This is a genomic window from Pseudomonas sp. P1_F7, from assembly GCF_056405655.1.
The window spans coordinates 67,649-81,850 of sequence record NZ_JBFUBR010000029.1; the positions used below are offsets into that span (position 1 = coordinate 67,649).

Annotated in this window: 14 protein-coding genes; 4 read left to right on the forward strand and 10 right to left on the reverse strand. The window is 55.0% G+C overall.

Annotated features, from left to right (window positions below):
* The first annotated feature begins 536 nt into the window (after nucleotides 1-536).
* The 4 genes from AC1D1M_RS30180 (at nucleotide 537) to AC1D1M_RS30195 (ending at nucleotide 3,296) form a co-directional block, all read left to right on the forward strand.
* The gene (locus tag AC1D1M_RS30180; protein ID WP_223455826.1) at nucleotides 537-815 is read left to right on the forward strand and encodes a DUF2790 domain-containing protein; all 279 of its coding nucleotides are present in this window, start codon (nucleotides 537-539) and stop codon (nucleotides 813-815) included.
* A 277-nt stretch (nucleotides 816-1,092) separates the two neighbouring features.
* Nucleotides 1,093-1,746, forward strand: coding sequence for a hypothetical protein (locus AC1D1M_RS30185; protein WP_477778508.1), 654 nt, complete (start codon nucleotides 1,093-1,095; stop codon nucleotides 1,744-1,746).
* Nucleotides 1,747-1,827: 81 nt separating this feature from the next.
* Nucleotides 1,828-2,034 carry a co-regulatory protein PtrA N-terminal domain-containing protein gene (locus AC1D1M_RS30190; protein ID WP_477778509.1) on the forward strand — a complete coding sequence of 69 codons (207 nt, stop codon included), beginning with the start codon at nucleotides 1,828-1,830 and terminating at the stop codon, nucleotides 2,032-2,034.
* Between the two features lie 569 nt (nucleotides 2,035-2,603).
* Nucleotides 2,604-3,296, forward strand: coding sequence for a response regulator (locus AC1D1M_RS30195; protein WP_477778510.1), 693 nt, complete (start codon nucleotides 2,604-2,606; stop codon nucleotides 3,294-3,296).
* 385 nt (nucleotides 3,297-3,681) lie between these two features.
* Here AC1D1M_RS30195 and AC1D1M_RS30200 read toward each other — a convergent pair whose 3' ends face one another.
* From AC1D1M_RS30200 to AC1D1M_RS30245, 10 genes are all read right to left on the reverse strand, one after another.
* Nucleotides 3,682-5,169: an ATP-dependent nuclease gene (locus tag AC1D1M_RS30200; RefSeq protein WP_223502323.1), complete on the reverse strand. Its 1,488-nt coding sequence runs from the start codon at nucleotides 5,167-5,169 to the stop codon at nucleotides 3,682-3,684.
* 519 nt (nucleotides 5,170-5,688) lie between these two features.
* Nucleotides 5,689-6,018 (reverse strand): hypothetical protein, encoded by a 330-nt coding sequence (locus AC1D1M_RS30205; RefSeq protein ID WP_477778511.1) that lies wholly within the window; start codon nucleotides 6,016-6,018, stop codon nucleotides 5,689-5,691.
* Between the two features lie 268 nt (nucleotides 6,019-6,286).
* A complete protein-coding gene (locus tag AC1D1M_RS30210) occupies nucleotides 6,287-8,119 on the reverse strand; it encodes a DUF927 domain-containing protein (protein WP_477778512.1) in 1,833 nt (610 codons plus the stop codon).
* Nucleotides 8,116-8,988, reverse strand: coding sequence for a toprim domain-containing protein (locus AC1D1M_RS30215; RefSeq protein WP_477778513.1), 873 nt, complete (start codon nucleotides 8,986-8,988; stop codon nucleotides 8,116-8,118). The genes AC1D1M_RS30210 and AC1D1M_RS30215 overlap by 4 nt, the downstream gene beginning before the upstream one ends.
* Nucleotides 8,976-9,119 carry a hypothetical protein gene (locus AC1D1M_RS30220; protein WP_477778514.1) on the reverse strand — a complete coding sequence of 48 codons (144 nt, stop codon included), beginning with the start codon at nucleotides 9,117-9,119 and terminating at the stop codon, nucleotides 8,976-8,978. The genes AC1D1M_RS30215 and AC1D1M_RS30220 overlap by 13 nt, the downstream gene beginning before the upstream one ends.
* 3 nt (nucleotides 9,120-9,122) lie before the next feature.
* On the reverse strand, nucleotides 9,123-9,341 hold the full coding sequence (locus AC1D1M_RS30225) for a helix-turn-helix transcriptional regulator (RefSeq protein ID WP_223502314.1): 219 nt from the start codon (nucleotides 9,339-9,341) through the stop codon (nucleotides 9,123-9,125).
* Between the two features lie 557 nt (nucleotides 9,342-9,898).
* Nucleotides 9,899-11,314, reverse strand: coding sequence for an integrase (locus AC1D1M_RS30230; protein WP_477778515.1), 1,416 nt, complete (start codon nucleotides 11,312-11,314; stop codon nucleotides 9,899-9,901).
* Between the two features lie 365 nt (nucleotides 11,315-11,679).
* Nucleotides 11,680-12,351: a serine/threonine protein phosphatase gene (locus tag AC1D1M_RS30235; protein ID WP_477778516.1), complete on the reverse strand. Its 672-nt coding sequence runs from the start codon at nucleotides 12,349-12,351 to the stop codon at nucleotides 11,680-11,682.
* On the reverse strand, nucleotides 12,348-13,049 hold the full coding sequence (locus AC1D1M_RS30240; RefSeq protein WP_423505337.1) for a hypothetical protein: 702 nt from the start codon (nucleotides 13,047-13,049) through the stop codon (nucleotides 12,348-12,350). The genes AC1D1M_RS30235 and AC1D1M_RS30240 overlap by 4 nt, the downstream gene beginning before the upstream one ends.
* 1 nt (nucleotide 13,050) lies before the next feature.
* Nucleotides 13,051-13,845, reverse strand: a complete 795-nt coding sequence (locus AC1D1M_RS30245; protein WP_477778518.1) for a MarR family transcriptional regulator — start codon at nucleotides 13,843-13,845, stop codon at nucleotides 13,051-13,053.
* Between the last annotated feature and the right edge of the window lie 357 nt (nucleotides 13,846-14,202).

Below are 14,202 nucleotides of genomic sequence, written 5' to 3' on the forward strand. Positions count from 1 at the left end.
ATTTTTATGGCTAATTTTAACAATCGTCAATGCTCGCAATAGACCGAACTCGCTCGTGACAGGCAGTAGTCGGCCAATACCCGACATTTATCCCTTGGCTCAATAACCCGCGCTTTCGGTCTATACACCGTCACGACCACCGCGTGAACATGTCTATTTTCTCCCAGGTCAATTGGGTGTCGAGCTGGGCCAGGACCTGTTCGGCCGCCTACTGCTTTTCCAGTACCAGGCGGACTTGGATAATGCAGGCGTTCGCGATCGCTCGGACTCAGCCGACTGAATTGAAAGCACTGATTCACCGTGCGTGAAAATCTATCATGACATGTTATGACCTCCCTCAAAAATGGACTTTACCCAACAAATACGGGGGTTAAAGGACGAACGGTCGAGAGGCGTCAAGCGCGGGGAATTGCTGGGAGTTTGCAGCCACTACAGGCTTTTCAGGCGGGCACGTTCGTCGCGGTGAAGTGAACTTCACTCTCACCACATGTCACATTAGGTCCTTGTCAAGCAAACGTCAGTGGAGGTACAGCCTTATGAGCATGGCCACAATTGTCAGTGCGGTGATTTCCAGTCTCGCACCCAGTGTCTTCGACCAGAACAGCCTGCAAGAACCCGGCGCGCATGTCTCGGCCGTCGAATACCACTACGGTATGGAAATCGATGTGAAACGGGTACTGCAGCGCACCGATACATCCGACAAGACCGGCGTGGTACCGGTGACCCTGGTCTACGAAGACAGCGAGGGCGAGGTTCACAAGCTCCGTTTCCTCGAATGGGGTGGAAGCCCCGCCGACCCCACCAGCATTGCCTGATCCGCTCGCCGATAGGGTTCCGGGCCTCGTCTGCCCCCCAGAAGCGGAAGTTAAACCTTCGATGCACCAAGTGCGATTGAGGTTTTTTGTTAGCTGAACATGGACATGATCGAATGATTAAAAGTTCATTCGTGAAACTCACTATTATCTTGGTGGCGTAATGTCGCAAGATAAATTTATAAAAATTGCTGGATCTAAATGGCAGTCAGCAACGGCAAACTTCAATTAAGCCGTGCTGCGAGCCATATTGATTCACTATTGAAGCCAAGGGGTAACCATGGAACTTAGTATGTTTTCTTCGTCCACCGTGGAATATGTGCGTTTGGGCGTTGTATATTTTCATCTTATCGCCTGCTGCGTGGCAATCGGGCTGGTTTTGACCAGTGATATTGCAATGGTCAAACAACTCCTAAAGGGCGATGTGTCGGGTCACCATGATGACGCGCACATGGACAGTCTTCAAAAAACCGTATCGCTTGCACTTGTCGCGCTCTGGATTACGGGCATTGCTATTGTCGGGATCGATTATGCCGGCAAGGGAATGGAGTATTTCCTCAATCCAAAAATACAAGCCAAGATCGGCATCGTTGTGCTGTTGACCGTTAACGGCTTCGTGTTGCATCGCGCTGTATTGCCGGCGCTGAAAAAGGCCGGTTCGTTACTGAAACTCTCCTTCAGCCTACGCATGCTGGCGCTGTTCTCGGGGGCGTTCTCTGGCGTGTCGTGGTTCTATGCCGCCATGCTGGGTGTGGGTCGTCCGCTGGCCTGGAAGTACTCGCTGGTGGAGTTGCTGGCAGCCTATCCGGTGCTCATCGTCGGTGGGTTCGCGATGATGGTACTGCTCACCATCTGGGCAAAAAACAAAGACACCGAAGCACGCCTGGAGCAAGGCACCAGGACACCAGGAAACGCCGCCCTGGCTGGCTGGTGAAGTCAGGTTGAACAAGGACGTTCAGCGCTAGCCCATGAATTCCGCCTTAACTGTTAACAAGTTTCACTTGAGGATACCCAAATGAAATCCATGAAAGTTCTCTTCGTAGTCGCCACTCTGACCGCCTCTTCTCTGGCGATGGCCACAGGTGGTGGTGATCGGACCTTCGCACGCATGGAGTCGGCCCGGACAGTCTCGATGAAAGCCTTCCAGGTTGCACAGAAACAGAAGGCTGATGCCGCTGTAGCTGAAAGCCAAGCCAAGGCGACCGACCGCAGCAACAGCTAATCCGTATAGCGCGTCCTCCGGACCGACAGAAATGTGCGGTCTCAAGCCTCAAAAGCAGCACCCAAGGTGCTGCTTTTGCTTGTTTAACCGAAATCCCGCTTACACAAAATCTCGTGTGTTGAATCCACAGTCGTAAGCAGCCTTTCGCGAAGGGTTGCTTTGGGTCGATTTTAGCCGGTTGTGGAAGACAGAAATCGGCCAAAGGCCGCCCTTCTCGACCAGTCAAATCCATGTCGCCTCAGGGCAAGCAACCCTACCCAAAGCGGTCGGTGAGACTGGGCCACTACTATCTCCATAAATGGGGTACTACACCCACCCAACCAAGCGTTTACCACCAAATTTGAGGGATATTCCCCACTCACCCTTCTCTGGCTTAAACACTCAAAAACAGCTTGTTCATTGGATTGAATTTTTCCGCCCCAGGGTAATGGCCCATTAGTTGCACCCCCCCCCTGGTACCCGCAACAGCTGTCGTCCGACTATAGAGACGACGGGGCATGACGCGAGGGGTGAAAAATGAAACGCCCGACACCAACATGCAGCTCCATCGCCTCTTATGAGGAGTACTTATGAGTTCCATGATCAAGATTGGCATCGTTGATGATCACCAGCTGTTAAGAGATGGGATCACAATGGCGCTGAAGAAAATAGCTGACTTTCAGATGGTCGAGCAGGGCCGATCTGCCGAGGATGCCCTGGAAATTGCCGCTCGTTTTGCTCCGGATGTTTTGCTGATGGATATAAATATGCCGGGAGATAGCTTTGCTGCCGTGCGAGCGATCTCAACTTCTTCGCCGGCAGTTAAAGTTTTGATGCTGACGGTATCTGACTCCATCGAGGACGTCTATTTCGCCCTCGAAGCGGGCGCGCAGGGATATATGTTGAAAGGCATAAGCGGTCGTGAGCTTGTACAAGCCATCAGAATTGTTGCCGGTGGTGAAACCTTCATTACACCCAAGCTTGCCAGCAAGCTGTTAAGCGATGTCAGAAAGCACGCGGGTGATAAGCAAAAGGTCGAGCTGACCCATCGCGAAGAGCAAGTTATCCGGGAGGTATCGAAGGGGCTGACTAACCGCGAGGTTGCTATCAAGCTTGAGCTCTGCGAGAAGACCATCAAACATTACATGACGAATGTCATGTACAAGCTACGCGTTCGTAACCGGACGCAGGCAGTCGCCGCAGTGAGACGGCATTGGGAGATTGACCATATACCTGGCTTATGTGGTGGTCTTCAACGCCGCGACTTGAATGACAACGGGTAAGCCAAATAACGGGCCATAAGCGCTTCCGGTTACTTGGGTGCAACGATCATCTTGGCACGGGTCATCCGATTTTGAACTGCGCCCTGGCTTTGGTTCCGGTCAGCCGTGTAGCCCATGAACGGGGATTGCCCACACCATAGAATGGTCCTGACGGGCAGCTATGGGTTGTTTTCAGTCCTTCGCGACAGGCAGAAAGCGACCCATAACAGACGTTGCCGCGCATCGAATGCCGAGCTCTCAGCTTCTATATTTCAGCGCCTCCACCAATGCAAAAACGGTCGTTCAAGACGTCTAATGGCGCGCTGTTCGGCCGCCAGAAATACACACGCCGCCATCATGGGCGGCGTGGTACGGGTGGGCTTTTAATCAAAGTTTAAAAGAGGTGTTATGCGGCTTCCGGCTCTTGAACTAGCGCATGGATTCGTGTCGCTAACGCGTTGCAAAAATCAGGATTATTTCTCACCCAAAGGGCGAAGAACGCCCCTCGGACAATCACTTCAGATACGAAGCCAATTTTCAGTCCCAATTGGACGTAGAGTAAGTGTGGGTCTCTATTGGTTCTCACAATCTCTTCCATGGCTGATCTGACTTCCGCTTGCGCTTCCGGAGGGCGCTGGCAGGATACTGTCAAGACCGCGATATCTCGTTCGATGTTAGACAAAATATCGTCGTAAACACTTATCTCAGGTTGATCGCCAGGTAGCCGGATAATGCCACTTTCGGGGTCGTCATCACCTTGCTGCTCAGAGTCGCCATCGATAATGCAAAGTGACTTGAAAGAAATTGCAGGGTTACGGACATGGCTTCTGTGCGTACTGACGGCTGTACCGTCCCCAGCAACCGCATGAATTTCCACTTGCTCAAATTCAGCGCCAAGCTTTTCTCGAAGGATCGCCTCGACCCAGTTTTTTGCAAAATCATCCTCAACAAAAACGGCGAGCTTTCTATCAACACGGCCTGATACAGCTCTCAAAGCCTGAACCGATAGTTTTCCCTGCTTAAGCTTGCCTGAGATGCACGCCCAGATTGCCTCATTAGGCAAAGGGGAAAGAGCATAGTCACTGTGCGTTGTGAACACTGTTTGCACGGATTTCCGCTCAGCAACATCAATGAGGTACTCGACCATGCGGCGTGTAGCGATTGGATGGAGACCGTTCTCAATTTCCTCAATGATGATGAGGGAATTTGGGGGAGCTTGCTCGATCTCACTGATCATTCTGATGATGGAGGACTCACCAGCTCCAAAATGAAACTCCGAGTACTGCTGGTCGCCATTTTTTCCGATTAAGAACAGTTCGTCTTGGCCCACATCGGTAACACGAAATTCAGTTACGGCTTTTCCAAGAACGTGTTCGACTTGAGTCGCGACTTCCGCGTCAAGAGACAAAAGTGCACCCTGGTGTACATAAGACGACTTAGTCAGCTTTTTGAACCGGGTTTTTTCTCCCGCAGGTACGGTGCGCTCAATTCCGAAGAAAAGAACAACTCGGTCCGCTACTTCCCCCCGAACCCATTTCGCTTGTCTGAAATTGCTGCTTCTTTTGACCAGTTGGCGGGGGTTGAGTGCTTTGTCTACGAGTTCATACTCGACTCGCCATCCAGACATAGACTCATCACCAACGGCGCTTTTAGGAAAAAAATATCCAGGCTTGATGGGTTTGTATGCACAACCTGCGACACCTAAAACGGAAGACTTTCCGCTACCGTTAGGCCCGATGAGTGCCGTAACTGGAAATTCAAAAGTAATGTCCTCACCGGCAAACCCTCTAATCCGCTGGATACTTGCTTTATACAAGTACTTTCCATAGTCGTGCTCACGGACTTTCTTGAGCAAGGCGAGTTTTCTCGACTCTCTGATTTCACTACGTTCCATCGTACAGCCTCATTGTCTACTTTCAGATGATTATGCCAAAGCGCCACTATACTACCAGTGTCGCCACTTAGCCTCTTGGGGGCCGTCAGCGTAGGCCCGCTTTTGGCCGTTCTCTGCCCGTCAAAACGTACTCAACGCGATTAGAGGGGGAAGGCAAATTCTTGATGCTTTCGACATCAAGAGCAAATCAACGCCCCCTGCCCAAGGTGGCCCTTCGATCCGCCCAAGCGCCCGATAGGCGCGCCTTGGTGCCGGACAACTAAACAGCCACCACCAGTCCAGGCCGAGTCGTATGTAGTCCAGCATTAGGCCACGTTTTACTCGCAATGGAGGTGGGGTCTTGGGAGTACCTTTTGCATTTCCCCAAGGCCTGCCCGGTGCCAGTCGACTGCGCTAACAGCTCCCCTCACTTTGCGCACAGTTGTGGCGGCAGCTTCGGCCCGAACACTTTATGAACAAATCAGGTAGTAGGTGCCTGGCTTGATGCGATAGTGGCCAGGGAGATTACGATGTTCTGGGTCATGGTCTTGGCTCCATTGGCGTCTGGTTATACCGCTGGCGCAACTCGACACCTGTTACACAGTAACGGTCTGCCGGCGCAAAGCAGGCGCGACAGCCGAACAGGTGGCAGTGGTACTGGTCACGGGCCTCGCGCCATTCAGGCGATGCCGTGGCGGCGCTGTGGTAGATGTGCTTCGGCTCCCCTGCGTCGCGCTGCTCGATTGTTGGGTCAGCCATTGGCACTGGTGGCGACCATGCCGGATGACTGCGAATCAGGCAGGCGGCAAAACGTGGGTGTGTGCGGCACTGCTCGGCCAGGTCATCCGCAGTCAGAAACTCCAGCTCCAACAGATATCCCGGCGAGCATTCCAGCAGGCGAGCAACATGAACAAGCCATCGACTGGCCTCTACTTTGTATGGCCCCTGAGCTGGATGGTCGTTCGCGCCGGGTTGCACTGGCTTCTCGACTTTGTGTTTTTCTGGGGGAGCCGAGGGAACCGGGGGAACCTCCAGTACTGGCGCGGGTTGTAGCCGTTCCCTTTGAAATTTCAGTGAGGGAACCGAGGGAACTGCTGCCCCGGCCAAGCGGTTGGCTAAGTCCAAGAGCCGACCCATGTCACACCTCCAGTGGTGCGAGGTGATACAGCGATGGATTGCGCCCATCCACCTTTACCCGTTTGGCACGCTTGCCGGCGTTGTGTTCGGTGATCCACCCGGCAGCGTCCACGGCGTCCAGGATGCGCGTCACGTCGAAGCCAGGCACCGCTCGGCGCAGCCCTTCGGGGGTAAACAGCCAGACGCGGCGCTCCCCCTCATTTTTCCACCAGCCGGCGCGATCTCTGACTATGGCGTCCCCGCCCAGCTCAGAGAACAGCGCATCGCCGTGGCGAGAGATGAAGTCGCACAAGCTGGCTCGGATCGTCGCGTCCTCGCCCTGGCCTTGCCCCCGGCTGCTTCGCCAAGCATCAAACAGCATCAGCATGGCGTCGCGGGCAGCGCCAGCGGGGACCGGCAGCAAACCCCACTCAATGGCCAGCTCTCCCGCCATAGCGACAATGGCAAACCGCTCAGCCGCGCGGCTTTCCTGACCACTGCCGCTGGGGTATGACTCGCAAAGCTTGGCGAGCACTGCGGGCAGATCGTCGGCCTCGCCGCACTCCAGCAGTTTGTGGATAAAGGCCGGGCCGATGTGCCCGTAATGGGTCACGCTGGCGCGCTGAATGGCGTCGGAAAATTCCCGGCCACCCGGCAGCTCGTGCAGCTCATCCCAGGCACCAAAAGTGCGGCGAGCCGGTATGTCCAACAGGCGGATTTCCTGCCCGGCCCGGCTGCGCTTTCCGCCCTCGGCCATGTGCGCGGACAGTCCCAACTCGCCGGACGAAAACAGCATTACCCGCCAACGCCGGGTCGCCCGTGCGGCTCCGGTACGCCCGGCTCTGGCCTTGCCGGTGCCGTTGGCCAGGGAGTAAACCACTGCGCCAATTTCACGCGGGTCGGCCTCGCCTATCTCGTCCAGGGCCAGCAGTGTGTCATTGCGCTGGGCGGCGATCCCCTCCAGGCCGTTGCCGGTGGCGCGCCAGGTCCGCTTAAACTGTTCGCCATGGCCCCAGACCGAGGCGGCGGCCTGAATGGCGCTGCTCTTGCCGGTGGAGCTGTCCCCGACGATATGGAAGCCGCCACCCTGGCGCTGCAAGTGATACAGCAACGTCCCGGCCAAGGCCACGCAGACAGCCAACATCAGCAGCGGATTACCGGCACAGCGTGTGCCGATCTCGGTTTGCCAGCCCCCTAGGGTGCCGGCCTGGCGGAAGTCGTCGAAGTTCGCCGCCTCGCTCTGATAGATGGCCTCGCCCTTGCCGATGTTCTGCCGGGGCATTATGAACAGGGCAGGCGAATGCCAGCCGGTGGCGGTGGCTGCAATGACTTGGCGTTTGGGGTGCTGACCCTGAATGTAATGGTTCAGCAGCTTGAAAGCGTCGGGGCCGATTTCCACACCCATGTTCAGCAACTCGCCGCGCATATCCTCGCCACTGCCCTTGAGCAATTGCATGGGCATGGCCCATTCGCGCCAGTCGCCCAGGGTGTTGCGAAAACGCAGCAGGCGCCCGAAGTCGCCCCCGTCGCTTGAGGTGACAGCCTCGACATGCAGCGGCGAACAGACGCGCTTGTCATAGTTTACCGGCTTGCCCTTTTCCTCCTTGACGCCATGCCACCACACGCCTGCCGAGTAGGTGCCGCACAGGGACTTGGCTGGACGGTCATAGACGCGAAAGGTGGGGCGCTCGATCTCCGGGTGCTTGGCCTCGGGCACCAGTGCGGTTCCCTTGGCTCCCTCTGCCTTTTCGCTGAGGGAACCGCTGGAAGCCCCGTCATTTCTGGCGGTTCCTTCGGTTCCCCCGGCTCCCTCTGAAAAATCGAAAGCCAGATCACTTTCATCCGTCAGGGTCATTGGTCGGCCTCCTGCCATTGGCGCAGGTCATTGAAGTCAGAAAGGGTCAGCGGCTCACTGCCGCACCAGGGTGGAAAGACCATGCGACAGCCAAGCGCAGCGGCTGCCTTGATGGCGTAAGTACGTCCGGGGTTGCCTTCGGTCATGCGGTCGTCGTCGCCGGCTACGATTAACACGGCGTCTGGGTGCTGGTGCTGGAGGTGCTGGCCGACTTCCAGCAGGTTGCCGGCATTCATGGCGCAGGCCACGGTGGCGCCGGTTTCGGCGTGGAGCGTTGCGCCAGTTGCCCAGCCTTCGCAGATGTAGAGCGGCTGGCCAGGCTGAATCGTGCCGATAAGTGAGCAGCAACTCTTGACCATGCCTCCACGCAAGAAGCGCTTGGCGCCGTTCGGGTAGATGCGTTGCAGGTTCACCAGCCGGTCGTCACGATTCAGCGGCACCAGCAACACGTCACCGGCCTGACGCAGGGCATAAGAATGCACCCCTTTTTCCACTAGATAGGGGTGCTCGGGATCGGCGCTGCGGGCGTTGCTCCACAGTCGGTTGGCATATTCGGCGGCAACCTGCTGGCGCTGGTGCTGATCAGCTTCCCGCTGACGTCGGGCCTGCTCGATGCGCTGGGCGACTAACTGAGCCTCCAAATGATCGGCTGGCTTGCGGCTACTCCAGGTCTGCGAGCCTCCCGCTTTCCAACTCCCGAACACGCCGCTGGCGATGTCATCCAGAAACAGCACATACCAGCCGTTCCGGGTACCTGGATTGTCGCCTGGCACGTGAAAACGGTGGATGGCGCCGTCTGGTATCGGTAGCCAATCAAGTGGCCCATAGACGGTTTGCAAGGCGTCACGAAACAGGATCACGCTGCCCATAGCAGTACCCCCAAGGCGATCTGTAGCACAAACTCCGCTCCAATCGGCGCAATGTTGAACAGGTAGTGGTAGGCCATTTTCGGGCAAGCCTTCGGCGTCCCCGCGGCTTTGCAGGGTTGGCAGTTCGTCATGGCTTATGCCTCCGCTTGAGTCAGGAAGACATCGACGGCTTCGGCATCCCAGCGAACCAAGCGGCCAAAACGCATGGGCGCAGGAAAGCCCGGTTCCTTCGACCAGCGCCAGAAGGTGGTACGGCTGATTTGGTATTTGGTGCAGAATTGCGCAGCAGTGCCACGCGCACCAGGGATAGGCAGGTTCGGTGTATAGGTGTTGCGGTTGGCGATTTGAGTCATGTGATGGTTCTCCAACTGAAGTTGAAAAACCGAGGGGACACCATCAAGCCTAAAATACCGGCGAACGAGTCGCTGATCAGTTTATGCAAATCTGCAATTGACGCAGATTGAAGCTGGCTTAATACTGTGTTCCGTCAATAACGTTTGTTATTGACATTGAAGCCCGTCTAAACGCTTCATCCCCCTCGGGGTTGTGTACTGGCTTGACTGTATGCAGAGGTGTTAACGCACCTTCCCGATTGAAACCCCAGTGTTGGCGCACTGGGGTTTTCAATATAGGCACCCTGCCTACTTCAGGCTGAGTCGTTGCACCGCAGTGTGACTGAACCCCACCAAGGTGCTTACAGCAGCCATGTAAGCCTAGCCAGTGGCACCCATTGTTAAAGGGCGTTGCACTAACGCGCAAGTGCGTTTTTCAGCATTCAGGGGGTCTTTTGAAAAGGTACTGGATAAAATCGCCTCCGTTCCAATGCCGAAATTTCAGGCCAACCCTTTCCACTATGTTCCATTGAATACCAACAGGTTTTAGACAATACCCCCGACCAAGAAACATTCACTTACAATTTTCGTTTCACCAGCAACACGATATTTTCGGTTTCAGCACCCTCTCCATTCTTCAGCTTGTCCAGATAGCGCCCCCAATGTTCTAAGGCTGTTCGTTTTTCCGGCAAATAGGAATAACGGTCATAGTGTTTGTCCTGAACACCACTGCGCCCATGCGACAGCAGCCATGCCCTAATCTCCTTGGTGATCCCTGTCGCCGCCAGCAAGGTTTCAGTAGTCACTCGAACATGCTTCCAGGAAAACGCCTGGCTTGCTTTGCCGTCAGCGGCTAACGTCCGGCCAGCTGTAGAAAACCAATCGGACAAGGTGTCAGGATGCACCAGTTTGCCGTCAGTCAGGGCAAACGGCCCTGGTCCGATACGATCCGCCAGCAGCGGCGCAATGATCTCCTTGATGCGCGGAGTGATCGGTAGCAGGTGGGCCCATGCCTTGGACTTCTGCCCCTTAGCATCCAGCAGGCCAATAGTTTCGTCGGTAACACAATCCCAAGGGACGGCGCAAAGTTGGCGCAGTCGCTGTCCACCGAAGTAAATAAGCGCATTAGCGATTGCGGCGTTTCGCTCTGGCAAGGTATCCAGATAGCGCAATAGCTCGCCGAGCGTAGCGGGACTCAGAGACTCAGTATCTCCGCCTCCGGCGCCCTCGATAACAGGAATATCTCGAACAGGGTTGGCGCGGATAGAGAAGTCTTTCCCGTCGTTCGCCAGACGCTCAGCTGATAAATGGGCCTTGGCCGCGTGACTGAATGCCGCACGCAGGTATCGACGTAGCTTGTCGGCAGTAGTACGCATTCCATTGGATGCACTGGCAGCGGCCTTGTTTCCTCTACCCCGCCCCTTGGGCTTGCGATTCAACACACAGGCCAAAACAAACTGCATATCCTCCGGCTCAATCTCAGCAGCTATTCGGGCGGACAACTCGGGGTGTGAGCCTTTGACATGCAACTGAAAAGCCTGCTTTACCTCCTTCGCGCTCACCTTAGCCGCGCGCTCCAGACTTTCGACATAGGCATCCATAAGCTCCCCGAACGTACCACGCCTGGCCTCGACTTCGGCCTGCAGCTTACGAGCGATCCTTTCAGCCTCAGCGATCGCGCCCCTCTCCGCCAGCAACTCTTGGTATTTAACCAGTCCGCCAGCAGCACCGACTTGAGTAGAAGCCCGCAAAGCTTCAGCGCGAATATCATTTAGGGTGCGCTCATCCGTACCTGGGTTAGGTTTCCTGGCAAGGATGCCAAGGGGCAGGCGCTTATCGCTATCCAACGTGCGCTCTCGATAAAAAGCCAGGATGGCGCCGGACGCTTTTCTCTCCAGCAACAAAGTGCCTTTTCCACGCGATCCAACCGGCTCAGATAGCCGGGTTTTTACTGCGTAGGCTTCCATCTCAGTCAGACGTGCGCGCTTAGCCATCCCTCCTCCTTTCCCCGTTCATTCCCCGTATTTCATGCAAAGTCAGCATATTTGATGAAACGTAGAAAAACAAACAAGCCGCACAAACAGCTCTAAAATGGTTAATACAGAGATAAATCAGAAAATCCACGGAACACCGAGAAACAAAAAACCTAGTTACTCATAATCCTTTGGTCCACGGTTCAAGTCCGTGTGGGCCCACCAAACAAGAAAGCCGCGTTCTTACGCGGCTTTTTCGTGTCTGGTCGGTGGGAGCGACTGGAACTCTTCAGTTGGAATGACTTCGGCCCCATTTCAAGCCCTTCGACCCACTTCATACGCAAGTGGCGCGCCATCAATGAAAAAACCGGCCAACTCGCAATGTTTTACAGCTTCACATCAATCCAAGTCACATCATCGTCTACATCGGTGACTTCAATGGCAGGAGTTGCAAGCACGTCATCCTGTCGAGCATCGGTCAGCTCCGCCCAAAAGCCATCCGTTGCGAACACCAGACGCTCGCCTGCAGCCATTGAACGGAAAACAAAATCTGGATCCGGGGAACGGTTGGCTCTAAAACAACGGGTGATCAGATTGCGGGCCGGATCAGGCGCAAGTTCCCGATGTGATCGGTAACGCCTCCAGTTCGCCTTGCAATGCGGTGGTGTAAACCACTCGATTCCACCCTCCGCGCTGACAAAGCCACATGAACAGTCGCCCTCATATGCAAGGGTGAGCTGCCCATGAGAAGCAACACCAACCAAGTAGCTTGTTGTACCGGTGTGCTTAGCAAACAGTGGAGCGTGTAAATCTGTAAGTACAGACCGTAGCAGCTGCTGGACGCCACTATGAGTAGTGTCTTCAGCGCCTTGGCTAATACGGGTCTGACAGGCATCCATCACTGCTTGCACAAATCCATGGGCCAACTGGCCGCTACCGAGCTTCGATGTGCCATCCACGACAACAAACAACCCCCTGACGCCATCGAATACCGCGCCAGCACAATCATGGTTGGCTTCTCGGGCTCGCCCTTTTACCGATCTGATTTCGTATCTCATGCGAGCAGGCTCAGATCCTTCATACGCTGATGGATGAGCATGCCGCGAGCGGGGTTTGCCCGAACCGAGCCTGAGCTTTGAATCGCATAGTCGATGCCGCTGAGCCTAGACAGCTCACCAACCCCTTTGACAATGAACTGCATCAATTCGGTTTCCGCCTGCCGAACTTCCTCCAGTAGCTCCGGGCGCCCATCAATCAAGATAACGATGTCCTCGACATCCTTGTGATAAGGATCGCCTTCCCCGCGCCCGCTGAAGGCTTCCAACTTCGTAGCAAGAAAGTAAGTCGACTTGAAGATCTGTATCTCTAGACCACTGGGTAGCGCGAACTTCACAGCTTGAGCGAGCCCTTCCACGAACCAGCGGTTCGCATAGCCGAGAACAGCCGGATCCGAAGGCATCACATCTACGATGACATCGTTGAAACGAAATCGACAGTTGACCTCGTCTTCCCCTGTGATTTTGAATTTTTTGGCCGCCAGGCGTTCTGTGAGGCGTTGCCAGGCACTAACACCAGCCAATTCGATTACCAAGTCGACATCATCAGTAAACCGGATGTCATCCATGACAGCGGTGTCGGTCACCAGCATTGCCGTCGTGCATCCACCAACAAAGGCAACTTCAGCCAAAAATTCTTTGCCCAGACCTTCAGCCACATACTCGATCAGCTCGTAATTATGGTCAGCATTTGATGCCATCTTATTTCAGCCCCATCCCCGCCTTGAGTATGTTGACCGCTACTGCGCACTCTCTAGGTCCGCCAACGCGGATCGCATCAACGAGCGCCAAATAATGATAAAGGGTTCGATCCTTCTTCACCGCGTCTGGAACGGTTTTGTAGAGCGGCTCAATTGCCTGACCGCGCTCACTCCCGAAAGGATCAGGCCAAACTGGAATGAGCCCACCAGCACTTTTAAGGCTCTTGGACAGCGCTGGCGCTGCAAAGCCGGTGGGGATGCCGCGAACAATTGCACCTAGCTTTACTGGGTAAAAGTATTTGAGGGCATGCTCCGTGATTTTCACGAGCTCTCGGCGGTTCACCTTCGGGAGAGAGGTTTCGTAGTCATTGGTGAGCAACCCCGCCTCACGACACCGCGCCATTGAGTTCGAAACCTCACTTTTACTCAGACCAAGAGATGCCGAGAGTGCGCGCAAGGAGTAACTTTCAATCCAGCTCGACACTGGGGGGGACGGAAACGCGTCCGACCACCCCTCCCACTTGTCAGCATCACCCATGGGAGTATCAAGCTCCTGCACGCGATAAACTGTGTCTTCTGGATCAGGAATGTGAGCAGCCAATGCGCGACCCACCGGATCGCCAGCCACCATTGGTGGGCTCACACTGGGCTCCAGTAGCACTTCAACGAAATCAGCCGTTGACTCCGATTCCATGCTTCCAAAAAGCTTCTCCTCCTGCGCGTGGAGACTAGCCATTTTAAAAAGAAGCAAAATATCTTGACTCTTCATGAACTCTAAAAACCCCACTGTCCACATTCCATAAAACGTGGACACTTGTCGCACAAGAAAAGTTTTACAGTCAAGCTATTTTACGACCGCCCTGATTATCGCGCCGGTACTGATTGGAGGCTGTGCGACCGCACCTGGGCTTATACGTCAAACTAAAACGCCGCGTTCATATGCGGCTTTTTTGCCTGATTGTTTAGTTTTGTTTACTTAAGGTGTCGAAATATCGGATGACGCCTTAGGACCTTGTAGGCAAACTCCGAATCTTCTATTTGGGCACTTTGCCGCCTTGTTGCGCTTTTCTCCGACGAGATAGTCTCCGGACGTCGCTGACCATTCAGCGATCGGGCTTGGAAACCCGTCTAGTCAAGTCAAGCGCAACAGTCC